The sequence below is a fragment of the Streptosporangium sp. NPDC000509 genome (assembly GCF_042898365.1).
In the GTDB taxonomy this organism is placed as follows: Bacteria; Actinomycetota; Actinomycetes; order Streptosporangiales; family Streptosporangiaceae; genus Streptosporangium.
In genome coordinates this window covers 98,207-123,807 of the sequence record NZ_JBIAYX010000005.1, presented here as the reverse complement: position 1 = coordinate 123,807, position 25,601 = coordinate 98,207, and the positions used below count along the sequence as shown (strand labels likewise).

The 25,601-nt window shown below is 70.0% G+C and carries 23 protein-coding genes and 1 riboswitch; of the genes, 5 read left to right on the top strand and 18 right to left on the bottom strand.

Annotated features, from left to right (window positions below):
• The gene (locus tag ACFY3D_RS11300) at window positions 1-1,050 is read left to right on the top strand and encodes an NlpC/P60 family protein (protein WP_389977838.1); all 1,050 of its coding nucleotides are present in this window, start codon (window positions 1-3) and stop codon (window positions 1,048-1,050) included.
• Window positions 1,051-1,129: 79 nt separating this feature from the next.
• Here the strand turns inward: ACFY3D_RS11300 and ACFY3D_RS11295 are convergent, their stop codons facing one another.
• The 6 genes from ACFY3D_RS11295 to ACFY3D_RS11270 all read right to left on the bottom strand — a co-directional run bounded on the left by ACFY3D_RS11295 (window position 1,130) and on the right by ACFY3D_RS11270 (window position 9,220).
• Window positions 1,130-1,330, bottom strand: a complete 201-nt coding sequence (locus tag ACFY3D_RS11295; RefSeq protein ID WP_030905642.1) for a LuxR C-terminal-related transcriptional regulator — start codon at window positions 1,328-1,330, stop codon at window positions 1,130-1,132.
• Between the two features lie 775 nt (window positions 1,331-2,105).
• Complete coding sequence (lysX, locus tag ACFY3D_RS11290) at window positions 2,106-3,608, bottom strand: bifunctional lysylphosphatidylglycerol synthetase/lysine--tRNA ligase LysX (RefSeq protein ID WP_389977835.1); 1,503 nt, start codon at window positions 3,606-3,608, stop codon at window positions 2,106-2,108.
• A gap of 84 nt (window positions 3,609-3,692) precedes the next feature.
• Window positions 3,693-4,475 carry a type III pantothenate kinase gene (locus ACFY3D_RS11285; RefSeq protein WP_350941530.1) on the bottom strand — a complete coding sequence of 261 codons (783 nt, stop codon included), beginning with the start codon at window positions 4,473-4,475 and terminating at the stop codon, window positions 3,693-3,695.
• Window positions 4,475-7,195: an L-aspartate oxidase gene (locus tag ACFY3D_RS11280; protein WP_389977833.1), complete on the bottom strand. Its 2,721-nt coding sequence runs from the start codon at window positions 7,193-7,195 to the stop codon at window positions 4,475-4,477. The genes ACFY3D_RS11285 and ACFY3D_RS11280 overlap by 1 nt, the downstream gene beginning before the upstream one ends.
• A gap of 203 nt (window positions 7,196-7,398) precedes the next feature.
• Window positions 7,399-8,313, bottom strand: coding sequence for a pantoate--beta-alanine ligase (gene panC / locus ACFY3D_RS11275; RefSeq protein ID WP_389977830.1), 915 nt, complete (start codon window positions 8,311-8,313; stop codon window positions 7,399-7,401).
• A gap of 16 nt (window positions 8,314-8,329) precedes the next feature.
• Window positions 8,330-9,220: a DUF2520 domain-containing protein gene (locus ACFY3D_RS11270; protein WP_350941534.1), complete on the bottom strand. Its 891-nt coding sequence runs from the start codon at window positions 9,218-9,220 to the stop codon at window positions 8,330-8,332.
• 253 nt (window positions 9,221-9,473) lie between these two features.
• Here ACFY3D_RS11270 and ACFY3D_RS11265 point away from each other — a divergent pair, with 253 nt between their 5' ends.
• Window positions 9,474-10,508, top strand: coding sequence for an SAM-dependent methyltransferase (locus tag ACFY3D_RS11265; RefSeq protein WP_389977827.1), 1,035 nt, complete (start codon window positions 9,474-9,476; stop codon window positions 10,506-10,508).
• 20 nt (window positions 10,509-10,528) lie between these two features.
• Here the strand turns inward: ACFY3D_RS11265 and ACFY3D_RS11260 are convergent, their stop codons facing one another.
• Together ACFY3D_RS11260 and ACFY3D_RS11255 are read right to left on the bottom strand one after the other, a co-directional pair.
• Window positions 10,529-11,728 carry a cytochrome P450 gene (locus ACFY3D_RS11260; RefSeq protein ID WP_389777745.1) on the bottom strand — a complete coding sequence of 400 codons (1,200 nt, stop codon included), beginning with the start codon at window positions 11,726-11,728 and terminating at the stop codon, window positions 10,529-10,531.
• A 19-nt stretch (window positions 11,729-11,747) separates the two neighbouring features.
• Complete coding sequence (locus ACFY3D_RS11255) at window positions 11,748-12,686, bottom strand: TerC family protein (protein ID WP_389977824.1); 939 nt, start codon at window positions 12,684-12,686, stop codon at window positions 11,748-11,750.
• A 242-nt stretch (window positions 12,687-12,928) separates the two neighbouring features.
• Window positions 12,929-13,044: riboswitch (SAM riboswitch) on the top strand.
• Between the two features lie 52 nt (window positions 13,045-13,096).
• Between ACFY3D_RS11255 and ACFY3D_RS11250 the strand changes: the two genes are divergently transcribed.
• Genes ACFY3D_RS11250 through ACFY3D_RS11240 form a run of 3 tightly spaced genes read left to right on the top strand, consistent with a single transcriptional unit; the run spans window position 13,097 to window position 16,907 of the window.
• Window positions 13,097-14,404, top strand: a complete 1,308-nt coding sequence (locus ACFY3D_RS11250) for an aminotransferase class V-fold PLP-dependent enzyme (protein WP_389977821.1) — start codon at window positions 13,097-13,099, stop codon at window positions 14,402-14,404.
• A gap of 17 nt (window positions 14,405-14,421) precedes the next feature.
• The gene (locus ACFY3D_RS11245) at window positions 14,422-15,606 is read left to right on the top strand and encodes an NADH-quinone oxidoreductase subunit D (RefSeq protein WP_389977818.1); all 1,185 of its coding nucleotides are present in this window, start codon (window positions 14,422-14,424) and stop codon (window positions 15,604-15,606) included.
• A gap of 17 nt (window positions 15,607-15,623) precedes the next feature.
• On the top strand, window positions 15,624-16,907 hold the full coding sequence (locus tag ACFY3D_RS11240) for an acyltransferase (RefSeq protein ID WP_389977815.1): 1,284 nt from the start codon (window positions 15,624-15,626) through the stop codon (window positions 16,905-16,907).
• 22 nt (window positions 16,908-16,929) lie between these two features.
• On the opposite strand, the gene ACFY3D_RS11235 is transcribed toward ACFY3D_RS11240, so the two are convergent.
• The 10 genes from ACFY3D_RS11235 to ACFY3D_RS11190 form a co-directional block, all read right to left on the bottom strand.
• The gene (locus tag ACFY3D_RS11235) at window positions 16,930-17,382 is read right to left on the bottom strand and encodes a DUF3180 domain-containing protein (RefSeq protein WP_362897995.1); all 453 of its coding nucleotides are present in this window, start codon (window positions 17,380-17,382) and stop codon (window positions 16,930-16,932) included.
• Entirely contained in the window at window positions 17,379-17,876 is a 498-nt protein-coding gene (gene folK, locus ACFY3D_RS11230; RefSeq protein ID WP_389977812.1) for a 2-amino-4-hydroxy-6-hydroxymethyldihydropteridine diphosphokinase, read from the bottom strand. Before folK ends, ACFY3D_RS11235 begins: the two co-directional genes overlap by 4 nt.
• A complete protein-coding gene (folB, locus tag ACFY3D_RS11225; RefSeq protein ID WP_350943518.1) occupies window positions 17,873-18,247 on the bottom strand; it encodes a dihydroneopterin aldolase in 375 nt (124 codons plus the stop codon). The genes folK and folB overlap by 4 nt, the downstream gene beginning before the upstream one ends.
• Window positions 18,248-18,417: 170 nt before the next feature.
• Window positions 18,418-18,858 carry a nuclear transport factor 2 family protein gene (locus tag ACFY3D_RS11220; protein WP_350941547.1) on the bottom strand — a complete coding sequence of 147 codons (441 nt, stop codon included), beginning with the start codon at window positions 18,856-18,858 and terminating at the stop codon, window positions 18,418-18,420.
• Complete coding sequence (folP, locus tag ACFY3D_RS11215; protein WP_362897998.1) at window positions 18,855-19,706, bottom strand: dihydropteroate synthase; 852 nt, start codon at window positions 19,704-19,706, stop codon at window positions 18,855-18,857. The genes ACFY3D_RS11220 and folP overlap by 4 nt, the downstream gene beginning before the upstream one ends.
• 312 nt (window positions 19,707-20,018) lie before the next feature.
• Window positions 20,019-20,603: a GTP cyclohydrolase I FolE gene (folE, locus tag ACFY3D_RS11210; RefSeq protein WP_362898000.1), complete on the bottom strand. Its 585-nt coding sequence runs from the start codon at window positions 20,601-20,603 to the stop codon at window positions 20,019-20,021.
• 2 nt (window positions 20,604-20,605) lie between these two features.
• Complete coding sequence (gene ftsH, locus ACFY3D_RS11205; RefSeq protein ID WP_350941550.1) at window positions 20,606-22,612, bottom strand: ATP-dependent zinc metalloprotease FtsH; 2,007 nt, start codon at window positions 22,610-22,612, stop codon at window positions 20,606-20,608.
• 280 nt (window positions 22,613-22,892) lie between these two features.
• On the bottom strand, window positions 22,893-23,450 hold the full coding sequence (gene hpt, locus ACFY3D_RS11200) for a hypoxanthine phosphoribosyltransferase (protein ID WP_362510266.1): 558 nt from the start codon (window positions 23,448-23,450) through the stop codon (window positions 22,893-22,895).
• Window positions 23,451-23,462: 12 nt separating this feature from the next.
• Window positions 23,463-24,476: a tRNA lysidine(34) synthetase TilS gene (gene tilS / locus ACFY3D_RS11195; protein ID WP_350941552.1), complete on the bottom strand. Its 1,014-nt coding sequence runs from the start codon at window positions 24,474-24,476 to the stop codon at window positions 23,463-23,465.
• A 32-nt stretch (window positions 24,477-24,508) separates the two neighbouring features.
• Entirely contained in the window at window positions 24,509-25,600 is a 1,092-nt protein-coding gene (locus ACFY3D_RS11190; RefSeq protein ID WP_389978446.1) for a zinc-dependent metalloprotease, read from the bottom strand.
• Between the last annotated feature and the right edge of the window lies 1 nt (window position 25,601).

Sequence of the window (25,601 nt, the reverse complement as noted above, 5' to 3'; positions counted from 1 at the left end):
GTGAAGCGCGAGCGCGACCGCGGAGGAAAGAACGCGGGCGACGACGCCCGCCGTCGAGAACGCGCGCCGCGCGGGCTGCGCCGCCGCATGGCGGTGATCGGCCTGGCATTCGCCACCCTCACTCTCGGCACACCGACGGTCGCGGCCACCGCCGACCCCGAACCCAGCCTCCAGCAGCTGGCCAAGCAGGCCGAGAAACTGCACGAGGAGATCGGCGTCCTCGCCGAGCGGTACAACGGCGAGCGGGTCAAGCTCAGGCAGGCCCAGCGGGCCGCGGAGAGCGCCGAGAAGATCCTCGCGTCGAGCGAGTCGGAGCTGGCCTCCCGTCGCACCAAGGCCACCCTCCTGGCGCAGAGCACCTACATGTCGGGCGGCCTGAACTCCGGACTCGCCTTCACACAGGCGACGGACCCCGACACCTTCCTCGATCAGGCCACCACCAACTACGCGCTCCAGCAGCAGCAGAGCGAGGAGGTCGCCCAGGTCGCCCGGGCGATCGAGACCGCCGAGCGGGCGAAGGCCGGCGCCAAGGCGAGGACGGCGGAGGTCAAGAAGCTCCTGGTGGAGATCGACGGCAATCGGACCAAGATCGAGCGTCTGGTCGCGCGGGTCGAGAGCGACCTGTTCAGCGAGGTGCGTGCCAGGGCCGTCGGCAACAGGGGCGCCCGGGTGAAGACCAACGTGCCCATCGTGGGCAGCGGCAAGGCCGCGGAGGCGACCCGCTGGGCGCTCACCCAGCAGCTCAAGCCGTACGTCTGGGGCGCCGAGGGTCCCAACTCCTTCGACTGCTCCGGGCTGGTCATGTGGGCCTACCAGAAGGTCGGCATCAGCCTGCCGCACTACACCGGCGACCAGTGGACCGCCGGCACCCACGTCTCCAGGAAAGAGCTACGCCCCGGAGACCTGGTCTTCTTCTACAGCGACCTGCACCATGTCGGGATCTACATCGGCGCGGGCCTGATGGTCCACGCGCCCCGGACGGGTGACGTCGTCCACATCACCACGATCGACAACCGGCCCTTCGTCGGAGGCGTCCGCATCGCCGCCTGAGCGTGCCCCACCCCGCCCCACCCTGTCCTGCCCGCACGCGTGCCCGGCCCGACCTGCCGGGCACGCGTGCGGTGCCGTGTCAGATCAGGCGACGGCGTGCGGCCCAGGCGACGGCCTCGATCGCCGTGGCGACACCGATGCGGTCGCAGATGCCTCTCAGCCTGCGCCTGACGGTCCGCCCGCTGATGTCGAGGCGACGCCCCACCCGATCGACCGTGACACCCTTGGCGAGCTCAGCCAGCAGCACGAGGTCGTCATCGCTGAGACCGATATCGCTCATGCCCAGGGGGCTGTCGCCATGGCGTGAATCCACTTCTGGATATGCCATCAAGAGTCACTCCCCCCACTCTGGAAACCGGGTGCGAGACGCCGGAAATGAATACCGTCCGCCAGGAACGGTAAACGCCTTGTTCAAAGGTCGTCAAGTTCCGCTCTTCATAGCGCGCGTCCAGTATTGACATAGTAGGCGCTACATGAAGTACTCATGATATGTCAGTGCCTTTGCGGCTATGTCATGACCCATCCCGAGCACGAGCCGGCAGGCACCCCTGGCTGCGGTGATCGAAGTCCTGGCAGAACAAGGTTTCGCGGGAGCCCTCGCCCCGCCGGGCGCGCCGGAGCGGGTCCTCCGGAGATCCGGACTGCCCGCATTTCTCGGTAAAAACCGATCTCTTCCCGATAGTCTTCGGCGGCCATCACCATCCGCCACCTTGACGGCACGCCGCGAAAAAGACAGAAATATAGGGGTCGAGGAAGCAGCTTCGCGGCATTCGTGAAGTATCACGCGGTGACGATGGGACGCGAAAGCGATATTGGACGTGCTGGAAATGGATTTCTGATCCGCACGGAAAGGCGTCCGGCATTATGGGGGACCATGGGCGCGACGACCGTTTCCAGCCCTCCACTCTCGTTTCGTTCGTTTCGTCCGTTTCGTCGACGGCCCCGCGGCACTCACGGCGGTCTCACCACGCCACCACATGAAAACGGCGCCGGCCCCGGGCGGTGCCCGGGGCCGACGCCATCGCGAAATCCCTGCGTGCCGCCCTTCGCCGTGCTCAGGCGGTCGGCTTCACCAGCGGGAACAGGATGGTCTCGCGAATGTTCTTGCCGGTGAAGGCCATGATGAGACGGTCGATCCCGAGCCCCATGCCACCGGTGGGCGGCATCGCATATTCCAGGGCCGTGAGGAAATCCTCGTCAAGCTGCATGGCCTCCGCGTCGCCGCCCGCGGCGAGCAGGGACTGCTCGGTCAGGCGGCGGCGCTGCTCGATCGGGTCGTTCAGCTCCGAGTAACCGGTGCCCAGCTCGGTACCGAAGCCGATCAGGTCCCACTTCTCGGTGAGGAGGGGGTTGTCCCGGTGGTTGCGTGCCAGCGGGGAGGTCTCCAGCGGATAGTCCATGACGAACGTGGGCTGGATGAGCGTGTGCTCGACGAGGGCCTCGAAGATCTCCTGGACCAGCTTGCCCTGACCCCACTTGGCGTCCCAGTGGATCTCCCGCGCGTCCGCGAGCTTGCGGACGTGCTCCAGGGGCGTCTCGGTGGTGACCTCCTCGCCCAGCGCCTCGGAGACCGATCCGTACAGGGTGATCCGCGGCCACTTCGCCAGCCCGAGATCGACCTCCTGGCCCTGGTGGACGACGACGGAGTGGCCGAGGGCCGCTATCACGGCCTTCTGGATCATCCGCTGGGTCAGGTCGGCGATGTCGTTGTAGTCGAGATACGTGCCGTACGCCTCCAGCATCGTGAACTCGGGGTTGTGGGTGGAGTCGGCGCCCTCGTTGCGGAAGTTGCGGTTGATCTCGAAGACCTTCTCCAGGCCGCCGACCACCAGCCGCTTGAGGTAGAGCTCGATCGCGATCCGGAGGTAGAGCTCCATGTCGTACGCGTTGATGTGGGTCCTGAAGGGCCTGGCCGTGGCTCCGCCGTGGATCGGCTGAAGCATCGGCGTCTCGACCTCCAGGTAGCCCTCCTCGTGCCAGAAGTCGCGGACGGCCCGGACCACGGCGCTGCGGGTGTGGGCCATCTTCCTGGCCTCGTCGTTGACGATGAGGTCGACGTAGCGCTGACGGACCCGCGCCTCGGGGTCGGTGAGCCCGGCGTGCTTCTCCGGCATCGGGCGCAGGCACTTCGACGTGATCGCCCAGCGGTCGGCGAGGATGGACAGCTCGCCCCTGCGGGAGGTGATGACCTCGCCCTCGATGCCCACGTGGTCACCCAGGTCGACGTCGCGCTTCCACGCGGCGAGGGACTCCTCGCCCACCCTGTCCAGGGAGACCATGATCTGGAGATCGCCTGAGCCGTCGCGGATGGTGGCGAAGCAGAGCTTGCCTCCGGTCCTGGACAGCATCACGCGGCCGGTGACACCCACTTTGTCGCCCGTCGCGGTGTCAGCGGAGAGATCGGCGTATTTCTGGCGGATCTCGGCGTTGGTCGCGGTGCGCGGGAAGTTCACCGGATAGGGGTCGACGTCCTCGGAACGGAGGCGGTCGAGCTTCTCCCGGCGTACACGCATCTGCTCGGGCAGATCCTCGGCGGGGGTGGTCACGTCATCGGTCACAGTTCCAAAGGGTACCGATGCGGCGAACCCCGTGAGTTCCCCCCGTCCGGCACCGGGAGGGACTCTCCCGGTGCCCCGGCGTCCTCAGGGCGTGTTGCGGTGGTAGATCAGGCGCAGGCCGATCAGCGTGAGCCAGGGCTCGTGCATGTCGATCGAGCGGGCCTCGCTCACCACGAGCGGCGCCGCACCGCCGGTGGCGACCACGGTGACGTCGTCGGGGTCGTCGGCGAGCTCCGCCGCCATCCGCTCGACGATCCCGTCGACCTGACCGGCGAAGCCGTAGATGATGCCGGCCTGAAGCGCCTCGACGGTGTTCTTCGCGATCACGGAGCGAGGACGGATCAGCTCCACCTTGTGGAGTTGCGCCCCCGCCGTGGCGAGCGCGTCCACCGAGATCTCGATGCCGGGGGCGGTCACCGCGCCGACGTACTCCCCCTTGGCGGAGACGGCGTCGAAGGAGGTCGCGGTGCCGAAGTCGACGATGACGCACGGCCCGCCGTACAGCTGGATCGCCGCCAGCGCGTTGACGATGCGGTCGCTGCCGACCTCCTTCGGGTTGTCCATCCGCACCGGCACCCCGGTGCGGACGCCCGGCTCGACGATCACCGCGTTCACGTCGCCGTAGTAGCGGCGGCACATCTCACGCATCTCGTTGAGCACCGAGGGGACGGTGGAACAGATCACGATGCCGTTGACGTCGGCGCCCTTGAGCAGCGGCGACTGCCCGAGCAGCCCCTGGAGCACGACGGCGATCTCGTCAGCCGTGCGCCGGGCGTCCGTGGCGATCCGCCAGTGCTCGATGACGTCCTCACCCTCGAAGAGTCCGAGAACGGTGTGAGTGTTGCCGACGTCGATGGCAAGCAGCATCAATTCCCCCGAAGGTCCAAGGCGATGTCCAGCGCCGGCGCCGAATGCGTGAGCGCGCCCACGGCAAGGTAGTCAACACCCGTTTCCGCCACGGCACGAGCGACCTGGAGGGTCAATCCCCCGCTGGACTCCAGCCGCGCCCTGCCGTCCACCAGCCGTACGGCCCGCGCCAGCTCCTCGACGGTGAAATTGTCCAACAGGATCTCCTCCGCTCCCTCGGCCAGCACCGGCTCGATCTGGTCGATCCGATCGACCTCGACCTCGATCGGCAGGCCGGGAAAGGCGTCACGGACCGCCCGGAACGCCTCGGCGACCCCACCCGAGGCCACCACGTGATTGTCCTTGATCAGCGCGGCGTCCGAAAGCGACATGCGGTGATTGGTTCCGCCGCCGCACCGGACGGCGTACTTCTCCAGGGCCCGCAGTCCCGGCAGCGTCTTGCGGCTGTCCCTGATCCTGGCCCCGGTCCCCTCGACGGCCCGGACCCAGCGGCCGGTCAGGGTCGCGATGCCGGACAGGTGGGTGAGCAGGTTGAGCGCGGTGCGCTCGGCGGTCAGCAGGTCCCTGGTGGGACCGGTGACGGTCATCAGCACGTCGCCGGTGGCGACGCGCTCGCCGTCCTTGACCCTGCGCTCGGTCACCAGGCGGCCCTGGCTGAGGTGGGAGAACGCGCCCTCGGCCACGGCCAGCCCCGCGACCACGCCGTCGGCGCGGGCCACCACGTCGGCGGTGGCGGTCTGGTCGGCGGGGATGGTGGCGACACTGGTGACGTCGCCCCCCTCCTGCAGGTCCTCGGCCGCGGCGGCCTCCAGGACCGCGGTCACCGCCCTCGGGTCCAGGCCCGCCTCGACCAGGTCGTTCTCCACCTGGGGCGGCAGCGCGCTCGCGCGCTGCCCGTGCGGTGCGTATGTCATGGCCAGCCCCTCCGCTGTCAGGGTGATGTCGAGGTGGCCCAGCCACCGGTCGTCGTTCCGCTCGGGAAAGTCCTCACGCCAGTGTGACCCCCGGGTCTCCTCGCGTTCGCGGGCGGCTGCCACGAGCGCGGAGGCGACCGTCAGCAGGTTGGTGGTCTCCCAGGACTCGGTGCACGGCTCGACCACCACCGGGGTCCACCTGAGGTTCAGCAGGGCCCTGGCGACCTCTCCCAGGGACTCCTGGCCGCGCAGCACGCTCGCTCCCCGGCTCATGTGTCCCTGGATCCTGCTCCGGGCCCTGGGGTCGATCAAGCCGGTGGGCCGGTCATCGGCGACCGGCTCACCCGTCGCCGGCTCACCCACGACCGCCCCGCTCGCGGCCGGCTCGTCTTCGACCGGCCGCGTCGCGCTCCCGGCGCTCCCGGCGCTCCCGGCGCTCCCGGCACTCCCGGCACTCCCGGCACTCCCGGCACTCCCGGCACTCCCGGCACTCCCGGCACTCCCGGCACTCCCGGCACTCCCGGCACTCCCGGCGAGGACGGTACGCGCCTTGTGGATGTCGGCGGCGATGCGCCCGGCGAAGACCAGACCTTCCAGCAGGGAGTTGGAGGCGAGCCGGTTGGCGCCGTGCACGCCGGTGCAGGCGACCTCGCCGCACGCGTACAGGCCGGGCACGCTGGTACGGCCGCGCAGGTCGGCGCGGACACCGCCGCTGGCGTAGTGGGCGGCGGGCGCGACGGGGATCGGCTGGGTGACCGGGTCGATGCCGTGTTCCAGGCAGACCGCGTGGATCGTCGGGAAGCGGGTGCGCCACTTCTCCTCGCCGAAGTGGCGGGCGTCGAGGTAGACGTGGTCGGCGCCGGTGGCGCGCATCCGTCGCATGATCGCCTTCGCCACGACGTCGCGGGGGGCGAGGTCCGCGAGCTCGTGAACGTCGCGCATGAAGCGGGTGCCGTCCGCGTCGACCAGTACGGCCCCCTCGCCCCTCACCGCCTCGGAGATCAGCGGCTGCTGGCCGGTGGAGTGCTCGCCGAGCCAGAGGACGGTCGGGTGGAACTGGACGAACTCCAGGTCCCTGACGACGGCGCCCGCGCGCAGCGCGAGCGCCACTCCGTCGCCGGTGGAGACGAGGGGGTTGGTGGTGGCCGAGTAGACCTGCCCCATGCCTCCCGTGGCCAGCACCACGGCCCCAGCCGTGACCGCGCCCACCCCGTCGCGCTCACCCTCGCCCATGACGTGCAGGGTCACCCCCGCGGTGCGGCCCTCGGCGTCTTTGAGGAGGTCGAGGACGAGCGCGTGCTCGATCACCTCGATCCCCGACTCCCTCACGGCCTGGACGAGCGCCCTCTGCACCTCGGCCCCGGTGGCGTCGCCTCCCGCGTGCACGATGCGGTCGCGCCGGTGGCCGCCCTCCCTGGTGAGCTGGAGTGCCCCCGAGTCGTCGGTGTCGAACCGGGCGCCCATCGCGATCAGGCCGCGCAGCGCGTCGGGCCCCTCGGTCACCAGGGTCCGGACGGCCTCCTCGTCGCAGAGGCCCACTCCGGCGACGAGCGTGTCGGAGAGGTGTTCCTCCGGGGTGTCCTGCGGATCGAGCACGGCGGCGATGCCGCCCTGTGCCCAGCGGGTCGATCCCGAGGACAGGACGTCCTTGGTGACGACGAGGACCTTCGCCCCGGGGTCGAGGGCGGCGGACCGCAGTGCCAGGGTGAGGCCGGCGATGCCGGAGCCCACCACGACCACGTCCGCCCGTACCGTCCAGCCCGGAGCGGGAGCGGTCAACCTCTGGGGAATGGCCGGGATGCTCATAGCCGCCTCCTCGCGGGGCTCGTTAGAGGCCGTTCATTTCGTCAGTGTGACGATAACGCCCCCCGCGAATCGGCTGTTCCCCGGGGTAGGACATTTCGCCCGAATGCCGAAATCATGGCAGCTCGGGACCGTACACCCCGACGGAGGTCGAAACGGGAGCCCTCCTCCGCGACTCACGGGCCCCACCGCCGAACGGCCGCGGATCAGCGAATGTCGAGCGTGACGTTGTCGATCAACCTGGTGGACCCCACCCTCGCGGCCACCGCGAGGATCGCCTCACCCGTGTGGTCGTCGCCGACCTCCGCGAAGGTCGCCGGGTCGACCAGGACGAGGTAGTCGACCACGAGCGACGGCTCGGCCTCCAGGACGGCGAGGGCGGCCCGGCGGATCTCCGCGGGCGCGCGCCGCCCGGCCTCCGCGGCAAGGACACGGGTCTCGTCCGCGCCGTCGCCGCGGTCGAGAGCCTGCCCGGCCCCGGCCTCAAGGGCACGGGACAGGGCGAGGGCCGCCACCCGGTCGTCCCGCGACAGGTAGCGGTTGCGACTGGACAGCGCCAGACCGTCCGGCTCGCGGACCGTGGGCCCCCCGACGATCGAGACCGGCAGGTTCAGGTCGGCGACCATCCTGCGGATCATCGCGAGCTGCTGGGCGTCCTTCTGCCCGAACACCGCCACGTCCGGCTGGACCAGGTTGAACAGCTTCAGCACCACGGTCAGCACGCCGTCGAGGTGGCCCGGCCTGAACTCCCCCTCGACGACCGAGCCCATCTCGCCCGCGGACACGCCGACCTGCCTGTCCGGCAGGTACATGTCCTCGGCCGAGGGGGCGAACACCACGCCCACCCCCTCGGCCGCGCAGGCTTCGAGGTCGGCGTCGAACGTACGGGGATAGCGGGAGTAGTCCTCGGTGGGCCCGAACTGGAGCGGGTTCACGAAGATGCTCACCGCCACGTGCGCGGCTCTCTCTCGGGCCAGCCGGATGAGCGAGCGGTGTCCCTCGTGCAGCGCGCCCATCGTCGGTACGAGTGCCAGCGCGCTTCCCCCGGAAAAGGCGCCCGCGCCGATCCCCAGGGTCTCGCGGGCCTTGAGCAGCCCCGCACGGTCGTCCGCCACGATCATTGGAACCTCCCGGGGTTCAGGTCCATTTGTTGCCGCCGAGGGCGTCCAGAAGGCGCTCGGCGGCCTCGGGCTTGAGCAACCCGGCCGCCAGCGCCCGGTCGGCGGTGAGCCTGGCCAGCGCCACGTAGGCGTCCGCCGCCTCGGGGGCGGCGAGGATGAGCGCGTCCACGTGTCTGCGGACGGTCCCCGCGTCGCCGCGCACCACCGGGCCGGTCAGCCCCGCGATGCCGAGCCGCAGCACGTTCTCCAGGGCCGCGCCGAGCAGCGGGCCGAGCATCCTGCCCGGCTGCTCCACGCCGATCCTCTCCAGCAGTTCCGAGGACTCCGCGACGAGCGTCACCATGTGGTTGGCCGCCCCCGCCAGGGCCGCGTGGTAGAGCGGCCGGTCCTCGTCGGCGATCCAGACCGGCTCGCCCTCCATCTCGATGACGAGGGCCTCGGCCACCGGGCGAAGCGCGTCGGGAGCGGTCACCCCGTACGAGATCCCGGTGAGGCGGCGCAGGTCGTCGTCGCGGCCGGTGAAGGTCATCACGGGGTGCAGCGCGAGCGGTAGCGCCCCGGCCTTGATCGCCGGGTTCAGCACGGCGAGGCCGTACGCGCCGCTGGTGTGCGCCACCAGCTTGCCGCGCAGGTCGGCACCGGTCTCCACCAGGCCGGAGACCAGGTCCGGCAGTACGTCGTCGGGGACGGTGAGCAGGACGAGATCCGCGCCCGCCACCACGTCCTCGGGTCTCGCGGGGACGAGCCCGAGCCGCTCGACCGCCCGCTCCCTGGAGGCGTCGGAGACGCCGCTCGTCGCGACCACCCGGTGCCCCGCCCTGACGAGCGCGGCGCCGAGCGCCGAACCGACCTTGCCCGCTCCAACCACTCCGACGGCCAGCCGTGCCGGGCGATCGACTGCGTCCATGACGTCCCGTCCTTCGACCATGTGGGTTCCGTGCCCGATTGACCAGAGTAACGGGCCGTGCTGTCGCGACCGCGTCAAGACGCGTGTTCGGCAACGGAGGCGACATCTCCTCCCGGTATGCCCGGATCGGGCACACCGGGAGCGTACGTGACCCACGAAAGAGCCCGGAAACCCGGCCCATACGGTGATTCGGACGGCGACGCGCCGACGTGGCGTCGACAAGGATCGTGCAAACCGATGACAGAATGCGGTCATGCACTCACTCGAAGCGTCGGCGCGCGTCGATCTCGTTCCCTCGCCCCGGCGGGTAGCGTCTGAGAGCGTGTGGCTCACCTGGCGTGCCGCGATGGAGCACGCCCTCTACGGCGAGAGCGGCTTCTATCTCCGGGAGCGTCCCTCCAGCCATTTCCGGACCTCGGTCGGCGCCTCCCCCGTCTTCGCCGAGGCCGTGCTGCGCGAGCTGGCCGCGATCGACGAGGCTCTGGGCGGCCCCGAGGTGCTCGACCTGGTCGACATCGGCGCCGGTGAGGGCAGGCTGGCGGCCGGTGTGCTCGCCGCGGCGCCGCCCGCGCTCCGGTCGAGACTGCGGGTCACCGCGGTCGACCTGGCGCCCCGGCCTTCGGCGCTGCCCGAGGAGATCGTCTGGGCGAAGGCCGCGCCGGACGGGATCCACGGGCTGGTGATCGCCAACGAGTGGCTCGACAACGTCCCCGTCGACATCGTGGAGCAGACGGCCGACGGCCCCCGGCTGGTCCTGGTCAACATCACGAACGGTGAGGAGCGGCTCGGTGACAGCCCCTCCGAGGCGGATCTCGCGTGGCTGGCCCGCTGGTGGCGGATGCGGGTCCCCGGCGAGCGTGCCGAGATCGGCAGGCCCCGCGACAGGGCGTGGGCCTCGGTGATCGTACGGCTGGCGCGCGGCCGGGCGATCGCGATCGACTACTCCCACGCGCTGGACGACCGGCCGCCGTACGGCACGCTCGCCGGATACCGGGACGGAGCGACGGTCGCGCCCGTGCCCGACGGGTCGTGCGACATCACCGCCCACGTGGCGCTCGACGCCTGCGCGGCCTCCGGCGAGAGCGCCGGAGCCGTCACGACGGCGCTGACCACGCAGCGCGAGGCGTTGCGCGCCCTGGGCGTCACCGGGAGCCGTCCGCCGGTCGAGCAGGCGGGAAACGACCCGCGCGGCTACCTGCGGGCCCTCACAAGGGCCTCCGAGGAGGCCGAGCTCATCGCCCCCGGCGGCCTCGGCGGCTTCGGCTGGCTCTCTCAGAGCCGCCACTGAGAGCGCCGCTCCGGACCGGTTCAGACCCGCACATCGAGGGCGGTGAGGCCCCGGATGACGTAGCCGGGACCCCAGGTGGGTTCGGTGACGAGTTCCATCTTCGGCGCCTTGCGCAGGAGGGCGCCGAAGGATTCGATCAGCTCCACCCTGGCCAGCGGCGCCCCGAGGCAGAAGTGGATGCCGGCGCCGAAGGAGATGTGCGGGTTGTCGGCCCGGCCCACGTCCAGGCGGGCGGGGTCGGCGAAGACCTCGGGATCGCGGTTGGCCGAGCCGAACAGCAGCGCCACCTCGGAGCCGCGCGGGATGTCGATCCCGCCCACCGAGACGTCCTCGAGCACCCAGCGTTCGAACATCTGCAGCGGGGTGTCCCAGCGCATCAGCTCCTCGATCGCCGTGGGCAGCAGGGTGTGGTCGGCGCGGAGCCGGTCGAGTTCCGCCTGGTTGCGGAAGAGCGACCACCAGCCGTTGCCGGTGACGTTCACGGTGGCCTCGTGTCCGGCGTTGAGCAGCAACACGCAGGTGCCGACCAGCTCCTCCTCGGTGAGCCGGTCGCCCTCGTCGGCCACCAGGGCGAGCGCGCTGATCAGGTCGTCACCGGGGTCGGCCCTTCGGGCGCGGGCCAGCTCGACGAGATAGGCGGAGAACTCCTCGGCCGCCCGTACGGCGGTGTGCTGGGCCTCGACCGACGGCTGGAGCTCGTACATGCCGCAGATGTCGGCCGACCAGGGGCGCAGCAGGTGCCGGTCGGCCTCGGGGATGCCGAGCATCTCGGCGATCACGGTGACCGGGAGCGGCTCGGCGACCTCGGCGATCAGGTCGCCTCCGCCGCGCTCGACGAAGACGTCCACGAGCTCCTCGGCCATGCGGGCGATCTTGGGGCGGAGGGCCTGGACCATGCGGGGGGTGAACGCCTTCGAGACCAGCCGCCGGAGCCTGGTGTGCACCGGCGGCTCGACGTCGAGCATCCCTGCCCTGATCACCCGCCAGAACGGGTCCTGGAACTCGGGGTCGTCCGGCCTGCCGAACTCCTGGTGCGAGGCCACGTGCAGGTAGGACCGGCCGAGCCTGCGGTCTCGCAGCAGCGCGTTGACGTCGGCGTGCCTCGCCACCAGCCATTGGCCGGTCGGCTCGAAGAAGCCGACCGGCCGCTCCCGCCTCAGCTCGTCGTAGACGTCGTAGGGGTGGGCGACGAATTCCGGATTCCAGGGATCAAAGCGCACGTAATCATCGTAATCCTGGTCAGGAGTCGGGCCGCTTGTCCGAATTTCCCTTTTTAGATGATTCATCCACTCCGTCCGCGGGACCGGTCTGGCTCGCCGGAACCCCCTGAGGCACCGCGACCGCCGACGCCTCCGAGCCGGCCCGGTGCGTAGGATCCACCGAGTCCTTCCGGTCCGTGCCGTCCACCGAGTCCGTACGACCCGCCTGGTCCTCGGCACCGTAGCGAGAACGCAGCTCGACCGGCTTACGCCTGCCCGCCTTGCCGCGCATCCGGATGTTCAGCAGCTCCACCAGCAGCGAGAACGCCATCGCGAAGTAGATGTAGCCCTTGGGGATGTGCTGCTCGAACCCCTCGGCGATGAGCACGACGCCGATCAGCACCAGGAAGGACAGGGCGAGCATCTTGATGCTCGGGTGCCGGTCCACGAAGCGGCTGATCGGCCCTGAGGCGATCAGCATCACGATGACCGAGACGATGACGGCCGCGATCATGACGCCCAGCTCGTCGACCATGCCGACCGCGGTGATCACCGAGTCGAGCGAGAAGACGACGTCGAGGATCATGATCTGGATGATCACCGAGGTGAAGGACGCCGACACCTTGCCCTCGGAGTGGTGGGAGTCCCCCTCCAGGCTGCTGTGCATCTCGTGGACGCTCTTGCCCAGCAGGAACAGGCCTCCGAGTATCAGGATCAGGTCGCGCCCCGATATCCCCTGCCCGAAGACCTCGAACATCGGCGTCGTGAGCCTCACCACCCACGACAGCGCGAACAACAGGAGGAGACGGCTGAGCAGGGCGACGGAAATACCGATCTTGCGTGCCCTGTCACGCTGCGCGGGCGGGAGCTTGCCCACCAGGATCGAGATGAAGATGATGTTGTCGATCCCCAGGACGATCTCCAGGGCGACAAGGGTGAAAAAACCTATCCATATCTCGGGGTTGGTGACCCAATCCATGGCCTTCTCCTTCTTCGGCCGATTTCTTCGGCCAACGCTCGAACGCGCGATCATCCAGCCGGCTTGACCTTCTTCGGCTGACTCCAGGACGACCGGGAAAGGCCCCGAGTTCCTTCCTTTCATCACAACTTCGCCGTCAATTCGCCGGACGCGCCCAGGCGCTCGCTCCCGCCCCGGACACCGGGTTGATCACCTTTCGGACTTGCGGGCCACCGCGGGACGTCGGTTATAGTGCCTCCGTAGGTCATGAGTGCCAGTGACAAGCCCCGGCTCGCTGGCCGGCAACCCTCGCGTCCGCGGCGGGGTGCCCCGGGTGAGGACCTGGTCCGGCACGAGGTGTGCCGGGCAAGCGCGGGCTCCAGGCACCTATGCCATGGGTTGGGGTCCGATGACCTCGAAGGAGCCATGGCGTGTCCACCCTCACGATCGGCACCCCCGCCACCCCCGTCACCCCGGCCACCACCGCCGTCCCCGAGACCCGCGCGTCCGGTGACCGGCCGATCCCGGCCGTGCTCGGCTCGGACCTGGAGGTCCCGGTCAGGGGCGGCAGGCTCGTCCGCTACGCCAACCTCGACTACGCCGCGAGCGCCCCCTGTCTGGAGCCGGTGAGCGCCGCCGTCGCCGCCGCGCTCCCGGCCTACTCCAGCGTCCACCGCGGCGCCGGGTACGCGTCCCAGCTGACCACGGCCCGCTACGAGCAGGCCAGGCACACGGTGCGGGCCTTCGTCGGCGCCCGCCCCGACGACTCGGTGATCTTCACCCGCAACACCACGGACGCGACCAACCTGCTGGCCCGCAGCCTGCCCGAGGGCACCACCACCGTGGTCTTCGACACCGAGCACCACGCCTCGCTGCTGCCCTGGGAGCGGGTCGTGCGGCTCGCGGCCCCCGCCTTCCCCGGTGAGGCCGTCCGCGCCGTCGACGACGCCCTCGCCTCGATCGACGGCCCCAAGCTGCTCGTCGTGACCGCCGCCTCCAACGTCACCGGGGAGCTGTGGCCGATCGCGGCGCTCGCCCACATCGCCCACCGCCACGATGCCCGCGTCCTCGTCGACGCCGCGCAGCTCGTCCCGCACCGCCGCCTCAACCTGACGGCCCTCGACCTGGACTACGTGGTCTTCTCCGGCCACAAGCTCTACGCGCCGTTCGGCACGGGCGCGCTGATCGGCCGTTCCGACTGGCTCGCCGACGCCGAGCCGTACCTGCGGGGCGGCGGCGCGGTGAAGGCCGTGAACGACGACGACACCGAGTGGCACGACGACCCGGAGGCGCGGCACGAGGCCGGAACCCCGAACGTGCTGGGCGCCATCGCGCTCGCCGCGGCCTGCGACGCGCTGTCCGCCACCGGCTGGACCCCGCTGGTCCGCGAGGAGGAGCACCTCCTCCGGCGCCTGAGGGCGGGCCTCGCGGGTGTCCCCGGCGTCCACGAGCTGTCCCTGTGGGGCCCGGACCACCCGCGCGTCGGCATCGTCTCCTTCGTGGTGGACGGCTTCACCGCCCGCGAGGTCGCCGAGGCCCTGTCCGGCGACTACGGCATCGGGGTCCGCGACGGCAAGTTCTGCGCCCACCCCTTCGTACGGCACCTGCTGGGCGCCAAGGACGGCGGCTGCGACGACGTCACCGCCTCCGCCGTCCGCGCCTCCATCGGCATCGGTACCACCTCCGAGCACGTCGACCGACTGATCGGCGCCCTGCGGGATCTTGTCTCGCGCGGCTGACGTGACAGCATGGCCCTATGACTGAAGGCGCGCGCCGTGAGCTGAGCGTGGGGATGGGGGCTGGAGCCGAGGCCGTACGGGGGGCGGACGGCAAGGAGCTCGCCACCGAGGACATGGTCCTCAACATCGGGCCGCAGCACCCGTCCACGCACGGTGTGCTGCGGCTGCGGCTCACGCTGGACGGGGAGCGGATCGGCTCCGCCGAGCCGATCGTGGGCTACATGCACCGGGGCGCCGAGAAGCTCTTCGAGGTGCGTGACTACCGGCAGATCATCGTGCTGGCGAACCGGCACGACTGGCTGTCGGCGTTCGCCAACGAGCTGGGCGTCGTGCTCGCGGTGGAGCGGATGCTCGGCATGGAGGTGCCGGCGAGGGCGGTCTGGACGCGCACGCTGATGGCCGAGCTCAACCGGGTGCTCAGCCACCTGATGTTCCTCGGCTCCTACCCGCTGGAGCTCGGCGCGATCACCCCGGTCTTCTACGCGTTCCGGGAGCGCGAGACCCTCCAGGCCGTGATGGAGGAGATCTCCGGCGGGCGCATGCACTACATGTTCAACCGGGTCGGCGGCCTCAAGGAGGAGATCCCCGCGGGGTGGACGGGCCGGGTCGCCCAGGCCGTGGCCGACGTGCGGCGGCGACTGCCCGACATCGAGAACCTGATCGCCGGCAACGAGATCTTCCTCGCCCGCACGCGCGGGGTGGGCGTCCTCGACCGCGAGACGATCATGCAGTACGGCGTGAGCGGCCCGATCGCCCGCGCCTCCGGCGTCGACCTCGACCTGCGCAGGGACGAGCCGTACCTCGCCTACGGCGAGGTGCCGGTGAAGGTCGTCACCCGGTCGGCGGGAGACTGCCACGCCCGGTTCGAGGTGCTGCTCGAACAGGTGAAGGTCTCCCTCGACCTGGCCGACGCCTGCGTGAAGCGGCTCGTCGACCTGCCCCCGGGGCCGGTCAACCAGCGCCTGCCCAAGGTGTTGAAGGTGCCCGAGGGCCACACCTACGCCTGGACGGAGAGCCCGCTCGGCCTCAACGGCTACTACCTGGTCTCGCGCGGGGAGAAGACGCCGTGGCGGATGAAGCTCCGCTCGGCCTCCTTCAACAACGTCCAGGTGCTGCGCGAGATGCTCCCCGGCCACCTGGTCTCGGACATGGTCGCCATTTTGGGCTCGATGTTCTTCGTCGTCGGCGACATCGACAAGTAAGGCACGGTTGCAACCGCATGATCGAATCCGGTGGAGACCAGGAGAGGGCGACCCCTGTACCCTCCACACCTCCTCCCGCGCCCTCCGCCTCGAAATCCCGGGAAACCCCCGGAACGCCAGGGACACCAGGAACCTCTGGGACTTCGGAAACCACCGAGAGCCGCTCCGGAAGCACCGCGCCCTCGGATTCCGTACCGGCCGAGGTACCTCCCGCCACGGACGGGCCGCGGCGGGACCGCTACGTCGACTGGCTGCGCGCGCTCAGCCTGATCGTCGTGGTCGTCTGGCACTGGGCGTTCACGATCCTGCAGTGGGGGCCCGACGGCCCCTCGCCGACGAGCCCGCTGGGCTTCACCTCGGGGCTGTGGATCCTCACCTGGCTGCTGCAGGTGCTGCCGCTCTTCTTCTACGTGGGCGGATACGTCCACCTCCTGTCGTGGAACCGGGCCTGCGAGCGCGGGGTCGGCATCGGCACCTTCGTGTGGCGGCGCATCCGGAGCCTCGCGATCCCCGCGCTCGCGCTCGCCGGGACCTGGATCGTGTTCGGTGTGATCGTGACGTGGGCGTTCGGGATCGAGTGGATGGGCCGCGTGGTCCTGCTCGTCATCAGCCCGCTCTGGTTCATCGGCGTCTACCTCGTGCTGATCGCCCTGCTGCCGATCTCGCTCTGGCTGCACCGGCACTACGACGTGCTCGCCCTGATCTGGCTGGCGGGGGCGGCGCTCGTCGTCGACGTGCTGCGGCTGCGCTACGGGTACGAGGCCGTGGGCTGGCTCAACATGATCATCGTCTGGGGACTCGCCCACCAGGCCGGATTCTTCTACGACCGGGTGGTGGCGCTTCCCCGCCGCTTCGACGTCGCCATCCTGTGGACCGGGCTGTTCGCCCTCTTCGGCCTGGTCTACTCGGGCATCTACCCCGGATCGATGGTGGGCGTTCCCGGCGACAAGCTGTCCAACATGGCGCCGCCCACCTTCGTCATCGTGGCCCTGCTGATCTTCCAGATCGGCCTGGTGGAGGTGCTGAGGCCGTCCATGGAACGCCTGCTCGTACGGCCCAGGTGGCAGCGCGTGAACGAGACGGTGAACCGGTTCGCGCTCCCGCTGTTCCTGTTCCACACGACCGGTATGGCGATCTGGGTGGCGCTCACCTGGTGGCTGGTGGGCAGCGGACCCGGCGAGAGGGTACGGCTGGACCTGTTCTGGTGGCTGGAGCGCCCTCTCGCCATCGCCGGAGCGCTGATCTGCACGCTTCCGGTCATCATGCTCTTCGGACGCCAGTGGACGGCGAGGCGCCGCTAGCGGCGTCTCAGCGCGCGGGGTCTCAGCGCTCGTCGCCCGCGGAGTCCTTGGGAACCCGGCAGCAGTGCTCCAGGTACAGGGCCGCGCAGACCAGCAGCACGCACGCCAGCAGCGACCCGCCGGTGATGAAGAAGTCCCTGCGGGGGACCTCCTGCTCCAGCATCTCCACCGTGTAGACGGTGAACCCGGCGAAGATCCCGCCGAAGACCGCGCCACCGAACGCGGAGGCCTTGGCGAGGGCGGCCAGACGGGCCACGGCGAGGGGCTCGACCGGCTCGGTGTCGGGCTTGCGCTCGATCCTGGCCTTCGTCATCCAGCCGGTGTAGAACTCGCCGATCGCGAGCAGCAGCACCGTCGGGATCGCCGTCCACGGCACGGTCGGCAGGGACGAGTAGAGCGGCCTGAGCAGCGCCCAGGTGAGGATCGCGAACACGATGAGAAGCCCGACGAGAACGCCGGGGCGGGTCGGCCTCACGCGGGCCCCCGCAGGATCAGGTCGGGACGCGGCCGTACGTAACCCTGGTCGAGACCGGCGAGCAGGTCGGCCACCCGGCGCCCGGACAGGACCGCCCCGGGATCGGCCCGCACCCAGGGGACCAGCACGAACGCGCGCTCGTGCGCTCTGGGGTGCGGCAGGGTGAGGTCGGGATCGTCCATCACGACGTCCCCCACGGTGATCAGGTCGATGTCCAGCGTGCGCGCTCCCCAGCGCTCCACCCGGACCCTGCCGAAGGTGTTCTCCACACTGTGAGCACGATCGAGGAGCGCCCGAGGTTCCAGCGCGCTCTCGGCGATCACCACCGCGTTGAGATAGGCGCCCTGTTCGGGACCGCCGACCGGGTCGGTCTCGTAGACCGGCGACACCGCGACGAACGTGAGATCCGGCTTCTCGAAGAGGACGTCGAGCGCGCCCTTCAGGGTCTCGAACCGGTCGCCCAGGTTGCCGCCGAGCGCCAGGACCACCCTCATGCCCGGCCCCGGGTGATCGTCACGATCACGTCGTCGAACGGCAGCGGGATCGGCGCGGCGGGTTTGTGCACGCTCACCTCCGCCACCTGGACGAGCTCGCGGGCGAGACAGACGTCGGCGAGGCGCTGGGCGAGGGTCTCGATCAGGTCGACCGGCTCGCCCCGCACGACCTCCGCAAGGTCCTCGGCGAGCTCGCCGTAGTGGACGGTCCTGGTCAGATCGTCCCCGGCCGCCGCCGGCGCCGTGTCGAGGAAGAGGGTGACGTCGACGACGAACTCCTGGCCGAGCTCCCGCTCCGCGGCCAGCACGCCGTGCCGGCCGCGCACCCGCAGCCCCTTCAGGCTGATCCGGTCGGCCGCGCCCGGCGGCAGGCCGTGCGCCGCGTCCCCGTACACGCCGGGGGCCGGACCTTCCAGCGGGTCTCGAAGCGAACCCTCGGCCGGGCCGCCGACCGGCTCGTCGGCCGGATCCCCGATCAGGTCGCTGACGGCGTCGTCGATCCGCAGGGGCGTCTCGGGGGACGAGGGGGTCTCGGCGTCGATCACGCGGCCTCCTCGTCCTCGTCCTCGTCGTCCCCCTGCAACACGGGCGAGCCGTGGTGCAGCCAGAGCCGCCACCCCGCCGACGTCCGCACGAAGGTGTTGCTCGCGACCACCTTGCCCGCCGCGAAGCTGGCGTCACCTTCGTCGCCGGCGGTGAGGATGTTCTCCTCGCAGGTGAGGATGGCGACGTCGCCCAGGACCATGACCCGGACGTCGGTCAGCACGAACTGGATGTAGGGCGTGTTGGCCATGATGAGCGCCCACGAGCGCAGCACCTCCTGCCGGCCGTTCACGATCGGCCAGCCGGGGTGGACACAGCTCACCTGCTCACCCTCGATGTCCTCGGCCCAGATCTCGGTCATCCTGTCGAGGTCGGCGTCCTCGATGGCGGTGTAGAACGCCTGGTTGACCGTTTCGACGGCGGTGGTGTCGACGCTCATGATCTCGCTCCCTGAACTGCGGCAGCCACACGGACGGCGTCCGCGTTCGGGCGGACGTCGTGCACGCGTACACACCAGGCCCCCGCCTGCGCGGCGAGCGCGGTCACGGCGAGCGTGGCGTCGTCACTACGACTGAAAGGGCGCGGCGCGCCGTCCCGGTCGGCCAGGAGGCGACCCAGGAAGCGTTTCCGCGAGGCTCCGATGATCAGCGGGTATCCCAGCTCTCCGAGCCTGTCGATGCCCGCGATCAGAGCCCAGTTGTGTTCGGGGTTCTTGGAGAAGCCCAGCCCCGGATCGAGCACGATCTGCTCCTCGGCCACGCCTTCGGCCAGCACGGAGGCGACCCGCTTGGCGAGCTCCTCGCGCACCTCGGTCACCACGTCGCCGTACACGGCCCTGCGGTCCATGGCGTGGCTGTGCCCCCGCCAGTGCATCACCACGTACGGCACGCCCGAGGCGGCCACGACCCTCGGCATCGCCGGGTCGGCGAGCCCTCCGCTCACGTCGTTGACCAGTTTCGCCCCGGCCTCCACGGCCATCTGGGCGACCTCGGCCCGCATGGTGTCGACGCTCACGGTGACGCCCTCGCGGCTCAGCTCCCTGATCACCGGCTCGACCCTGGCCAGCTCCTCCTCCAGGGGCACCCGCGCGGCGCCGGGCCTGGTGGACTCGCCGCCCACGTCGACGATGTCGGCGCCCTGCTCGACCAGCTCCAGGCCGTGACGCACGGCCACCGCCGGGTCGAACCACCTGCCGCCGTCGGAGAAGGAGTCGGGAGTGACGTTGACCACGCCCATAACGAGGCACCGGCCCGCGTCCGGCAGCCCGGGCACACTCCACGTCGTCATGGCGACCAGCCTAGGCGTTGCGCACCATACGCCCGTCTCGTGGGTCCGGCTTGTGCCATAACGAATCCGCACACCCGTCACAGGGCGGACGGTCCTCGGGGACGTCTGGCCGGCATGCGTTCTCCTCCAGCTCCTGCGGACGCGGGCGGCGTACGCCCGGCGGCGTCCGACGCGAGCAACGTACCAGGCACCGGTCGGCCGTGGCGGAGAATCAGGGCTTCCGACCACAACCCTCCACAACGCGGAAACCCCGCCGGGGCCGCCGATCGGCGGTCCTGACGGGGTGTGTCTCGAATGCACGCGTGAAGGTGATCAGCGGATGATGAGGGCCATCGCCTCGGCGCGGGTCTTGTCACTGTCGCGGAAGCTTCCGCGTACGGCCGAGGTGATCGTCTTGGCACCGGGCTTGCGCACACCCCGCATGGTCATGCAGAGGTGCTCACACTCGATCACCACGATCACCCCCCGCGGCTCCAGCACGTTCATGAGCGCGTCGGCGATCTGGGAGGTCATCCTCTCCTGCACCTGGGGACGCCTGGCGTACACGTCGACGAGGCGGGCGAGCTTGGACAGGCCTGTGACCTGCCCTTTCTCGTTGGGGATGTAGCCGACGTGGGCGACGCCGTGGAACGGCACGAGGTGGTGCTCGCAGGTCGAGTAGACCTCGATGTCGCGGACGAGCACCATCTCGTCGTGGTCGACGTCGAAGACCGTGGTCAGGACGTCTTCCGGGGTCTGCCCCAGCCCGGCGAACTGCTCGGCGTAGGCGCGGGCGACCCTGGCGGGGGTCGCCTGGAGCCCGTCGCGGTCGGGATCCTCACCGATGGCGATGAGGATCTCACGAACAGCGTTTTCCAGCCGGACCGTGTCGACCTGGAGCGGCCTGGCGCCCGCCACGCTCAGTTCACGTCCTTGGGCGCGGTGTCGGGGTGGCCCGTCCCCGCCGGAAGGGCGCCGTTGCCGTCGGCCTGCTCGCCCGGGGGGAGCGTGCCGTTGCCCGACTGCTCCTTACGGGAGAGGATCGGCGGGCGGTTGGAGGGCAGCCGCTTGCCGTAACCGGAGTAGGAGGGCCTCTTCTCCCTGACGACGACCGGGGCGAAGATCTGCAGGACCTGGTCGCGGGAGAGGGTCTCCTTCTCCATCAGCTCAAGCACCAGGTTGTCGAGCACGTCGCGGTATTCGACGAGGATCTCCCATGCCTGGTCGTGGCCGGACTCGATGAGGCGGCGGACCTCCTCGTCGATCGTGGAGGCGATCTTCTCGGAGTAGTCGCGCTCGTGACCCATCTCGCGGCCGAGGAAGACCTCGCCGTTGCCGCTGCCGAACTTACGGGCGCCGAGCTGCTCGCTCATGCCGTACTCGGTGACCATGCGGCGGGCGATGGAGGTGGCCTTCTCGATGTCGTTGGAGGCGCCGGTGGTGGGCTCGTGGAAGACGAGCTCTTCGGCCGTACGGCCACCGAGGAGCATCGCGAGCTGGTCCAGCATCTCCGAGCGGGTCGCGAGGAACTTGTCCTCCATCGGCAGCGTCATCGTGTAGCCGAGGGCGCGTCCACGGGACAGGATCGTGATCTTGTGGACCGGGTCGGAGTTGGGCAGCGCGTGCGCGACCAGGGCGTGTCCGCCCTCGTGGTACGCGATGATCTTCTTTTCCTGGTCCGACATGAGGCGCGACTTGCGCTCGGGACCGGCCATCACCCGGTCGATGGACTCTTCGAGCAGCTCCATCGTGATCAGCTTCTGGTCGGCCCGCGCGGTGAGCAGCGCGGCCTCGTTGATCACGTTGGCCAGGTCGGCACCGGTGAAACCGGGCGTCCTGCGGGCGATGATGTCGAGGTCGACGCCCTCGGCGAAGGGCTTGCCGCGGCCGTGCACCTTGAGGATGCCCTTGCGGCCCTCCAGGTCCGGGCGGTCGACGGTGACCTGGCGGTCGAAACGACCGGGGCGCAGCAGCGCCGGGTCGAGGATGTCGGGGCGGTTCGTCGCGGCGATCAGGATCACGCCGCCCTTGACGTCGAAGCCGTCCATCTCGACGAGGAGCTGGTTCAGCGTCTGCTCGCGCTCGTCGTGGCCGCCGCCGAGACCGGCACCGCGGTGGCGGCCCACCGCGTCGATCTCGTCGATGAAGATGATCGCCGGAGCGTTCGCCTTCGCCTGCTCGAACAGGTCGCGGACCCGGGAGGCGCCGACGCCGACGAACATCTCGACGAAGTCGGAACCGGAGATGGAGTAGAACGGCACCCCGGCCTCACCGGCGACGGCCCTGGCGAGCAGGGTCTTACCGGTTCCCGGCGGGCCGTAGAGCAGGACGCCCTTGGGGATCTTGGCGCCGATCGCCTGGAACTTCGTCGGGGCCTGCAGGAACTCCTTGATCTCCTGGAGCTCCTCGATCGCCTCGTCGGCACCCGCGACGTCGGCGAATGTGGTCTTGGGGGTGTCCTTGGTGATGAGTTTCGCCTTCGACTTGCCGAAGTTCATCACCCGTGAGCCGCCGCCCTGCATCTGGTTCATGATGAACAGGAAGATCAGCACGATGATGACGATCGGCAGGAAGCTCACCAGGAGCCCGAGAAGGAAGTTCTCCCTGGGCACCTCGACGTTGTATCCGCCGGGCAGCTTGTTGGCCGACTCCGCCGCCTGCAGCTTGTCGGCGAGCTGTATGCCCTGGCCGGTCACCCACATGGAGTAGTAGCGCTTCTTGTCGGTCAGAGTGACCTCGATGCGCTGGTCCTTGTCGATGATCTTGGCGTTGGAGACCTTGCCCTCGTCGATCCAGCTGACGATCTGTGAGGTGTCTCGCCTCTCGAAGTCGCCCTCACCGCCCCACATCGTGGTGACGAGAAGGAGCAGAACGACGATGCCCAGGATCCACAGCAGTGGCCCACGTGTAAATCGCTTGAGATCCATCCGATGCGGAACCCCGGCGGGCCCGTCCCTTCCTGACCAGAGCCTGGCAACCCCGGGCGAACCCGGGGCTCGCGGTATCCCTAACCGCTCCAACTGACTACCCAGAGACGGCGGGAGGCCACCTCTTCGGTTGTCCGAAGGTACACCGGCATGGCGCGCGGGGTCACCGCGCGGACAGACCGGCTTTGCCCTACCAACGTACGTCAGGTAGGTCCGTGTTCCCCGCCGCTATGGGCAATGTCGCGTTTGTGAATGACGCACTTCGCGCAGGGCGTACTTTTCAGCCCGCTCCGTATACGTGAGGGGCGAGAGTTCCGATGAAGGGAAGGTTGCGATAGCGCTCGGCGTAGTCGAGGCCGTAACCGATCACGAACTCGTTGGGAATGTCGAAACCGATGTACTTCACGTCGATCGGCACCTTGATCGCGTCGGGCTTGCGCAGCGCGGCGCAGATCTCCACCGAGGCGGGGTTGCGCGACTTCAGGTTGTGGACCAGCCACGACAGGGTGAGACCGGAGTCGATGATGTCCTCGACGACCAGCACGTGGCGTCCCGCGATGTCGGTGTCGAGGTCCTTGAGCACCCGCACGACACCCGACGACCTGGTGCCCGCCCCGTAGGACGAGACGGCCATCCAGTCCATCTGCACGGGCAGGCGCAAGGCCCTGGCCAGGTCCGCCATCACCATGACCGCGCCCTTGAGCACGCCCACGATCAGCAGGTCCTGCCCCGCGTAGTCCTCGTCTATCCGGCTCGCGAGCTCCTTGATCTTGGCCTGGAGCTCTTCCTCGGGAATGAGGACCTTCGAGAGGTCCCGGCCCATGTCAGCTGCGTCCACCTGGAATTTTCCTTACGAAACGGGGCTGGCTGGCTGTCTGGCGAGTATCAGGGTGTCATACCGGCGAACCACCCTCACCCCCCCGGGCACCTCTACGCACCGCTGCCCCCGCCACGCGGTGATCAGACGGTCGACCTGGAGGACGTGCGAGGCGGCGAGCGTGCCCGGTGGCGCTCCCGCGTCGATCGCCGCCCTGCGCAACACCCTCCGCCGCACCGCGACGGGAAGATCCTCCAGGTCCCGTACGGCCACCGTCACCGTCGCGATATCGCTAAGAGCGCAATCTTTCACGGCGACGCGGGCGTAGGACTCCCCGGCCCAGGCGTCGAGCGCGTCGGCGTCGTCGCGGCACAGGGACGCGGTCCTGGCGAGCGCCTCGGCGACACCGGGGCCGAGCTCGTCCTCCAGGGCGGGCAGCAACCGCTCCCGGACCCGGACCCGGGTGTAGCGCGGATCGAGGTTGTGCGGGTCTCCCCACGGGGACAGGCCGAGCGCCGCGCAGGCCGCGACGGTGGTCGCGCGGCCGAGTTCCAGCAGCGGCCGCCGATAGATCCCGGTCCGCGCGGGCATCCCGGCCAGCGACCGGGTGCCGCTCCCCCTGGCCAGCCCGAGCAGTACGGTCTCCGCCTGGTCATCCCTGGTGTGCCCGAGCAGCACGGCCGCCGCCCCGAGGCGTTCCGCGGCCTCGGACAGGGCCGCGTACCTCGCCTGCCTCGCCGCCGCCTCGGGTCCGCCCGAGGTGCCGACGGAGACGGGCAGCGCCTCGGCGAGATCGAGTCCCAGCCCTGGCGCGAGCCGCACGACGTCGCCCGCACGCTCGCCCGAGCCCTCCTGCAGGCCGTGGTCGACGCTGAGCAGACCGGCACGGAGCCCAGCGCGGGGCGCGACGAAGCCCAGCGCGGCGGCCAGGGCGAGGGAGTCGGCGCCGCCGCTGCACGCGGCCAGTACGAGAGCACCGGGCTCCAGATCGTCCAGTGCGAGCCGTACGGCGCGTCGGACGTCGGCGACGGCGGGATGCGGACCCATGCCCGCCATTGTCCGCCCTGCCGGTCAGCCGGTCAGCCGACCGCACCCCCGGCGGGGATGGCCGGAGTGCCGTTCACCCTGGCGATCCAGCGCTCGGGATTGGAGATCTCGTCCTGGGTGGGGAGCGTCTCCGGCGAGGTCCAGACCTTGTTGAAGCCGTCGATGCCCACCTGTCCCGCGACCGTGCGGACGAAGGCGGAGCCCTCGGCGTACTGCTTCATCTTGAGGTCGAGGCCGAGCAGCCTTCGGACCGTGCGGTCGAGACGGGACCCGCCCTCGCGACGGTGGTGGAACTTGGCGCGGATGTCGGCGACCGAGGGGACCACCGACGGGCCGACCGCGTCCATCACGTAGTCGCCGTGCCCCTCGACCAGGGTCATCACCGCGGTGAGCCGGTCGAGGATCACCTTCTGCTCGGGCGTCTGGATCGCGTCGATCAGGTTGCCCTCACCGCCCCTGACGACGTCCGTGAACGTGCCGGCGGCCGAACGCAGCCGCTCGAGCAGCGCGGGCAGGTCGATGTCGGAGGCGAGCAGGAAGTCGGTCGTCTGCGACCTGACGTACTCGCGCAGCCAGGGGACACCGGTGAACTGCACCCGGTGGGTCTCCTCGTGCAGGCAGACCCAGAGGCGGAAGTCACGCGGGTTGACGTTGAGTTCCTGCTCGGCGTGGACGATGTTGGGCGCGACCAGCGTGAGGCGCCCCGTGGGCGCCTGGCCCGTCGGGTCGGGCGGCAGGAACAGCTCGTACTGCCCCAGGACGCGGGAGGCGAGGAAGGCCAGCACCGCGCCCACCTCGACCCCGGTGATGCGTGAACCCACGGCGCCCACGATCGCCGGCGCCTGGCTCCCCCTCGCCGCCATCCGCTCGGTGAGCGGCTCCAGCACCACCCGGAACCCGTCGATGTTGGCCTTGATCCAACCCGGCCTGTCGACAACGGTCGCGGTCTGCGGCGCGGTCTCGGTGTCGATTCGGGTGAACTCGCGGACATGCCCCTCGGCCTCGCGCGAGAGCCGCCGTAAGTCGGCGACGGCCTGCCGGGCCTCCTCTCGGCTCACTTGCGGCCCGGGGCGCACCAGGCGCGTTCCGGTCGCTACGGCAAGATCCCAGTCGATCACCTGCATA

Bases quoted from the DNA above. Each gene is read 5' to 3' on its own strand.
- ACFY3D_RS11190 (WP_389978446.1), bottom strand. From the start codon at position 25,600: ATGCAGGTGATCGACTGGGATCTTGCCGTAGCGACCGGAACGCGCCTG.
- ACFY3D_RS11255 (WP_389977824.1), bottom strand. From the start codon at position 12,686: ATGGATTGGGTCACCAACCCCGAGATATGGATAGGTTTTTTCACCCTT.
- ACFY3D_RS11285 (WP_350941530.1), bottom strand. From the start codon at position 4,475: ATGCTGCTTGCCATCGACGTCGGCAACACTCACACCGTTCTCGGACTC.
- ACFY3D_RS11295 (WP_030905642.1), bottom strand. From the start codon at position 1,330: ATGAGCGATATCGGTCTCAGCGATGACGACCTCGTGCTGCTGGCTGAG.
- ftsH (WP_350941550.1), bottom strand. From the start codon at position 22,612: ATGGATCTCAAGCGATTTACACGTGGGCCACTGCTGTGGATCCTGGGC.
- panC (WP_389977830.1), bottom strand. From the start codon at position 8,313: ATGATCGTGGCGGACGACCGTGCGGGGCTGCTCAAGGCCCGCGAGACC.
- tilS (WP_350941552.1), bottom strand. From the start codon at position 24,476: ATGGGTCCGCATCCCGCCGTCGCCGACGTCCGACGCGCCGTACGGCTC.
- ACFY3D_RS11220 (WP_350941547.1), bottom strand. From the start codon at position 18,858: ATGAGCGTCGACACCACCGCCGTCGAAACGGTCAACCAGGCGTTCTAC.
- folK (WP_389977812.1), bottom strand. From the start codon at position 17,876: ATGAGGGTGGTCCTGGCGCTCGGCGGCAACCTGGGCGACCGGTTCGAG.
- ACFY3D_RS11265 (WP_389977827.1), top strand. From the start codon at position 9,474: ATGCACTCACTCGAAGCGTCGGCGCGCGTCGATCTCGTTCCCTCGCCC.
- ACFY3D_RS11240 (WP_389977815.1), top strand. From the start codon at position 15,624: ATGATCGAATCCGGTGGAGACCAGGAGAGGGCGACCCCTGTACCCTCC.
- ACFY3D_RS11245 (WP_389977818.1), top strand. From the start codon at position 14,422: ATGACTGAAGGCGCGCGCCGTGAGCTGAGCGTGGGGATGGGGGCTGGA.
- ACFY3D_RS11280 (WP_389977833.1), bottom strand. From the start codon at position 7,195: ATGAGCATCCCGGCCATTCCCCAGAGGTTGACCGCTCCCGCTCCGGGC.
- folP (WP_362897998.1), bottom strand. From the start codon at position 19,706: ATGACGACGTGGAGTGTGCCCGGGCTGCCGGACGCGGGCCGGTGCCTC.
- ACFY3D_RS11270 (WP_350941534.1), bottom strand. From the start codon at position 9,220: ATGGACGCAGTCGATCGCCCGGCACGGCTGGCCGTCGGAGTGGTTGGA.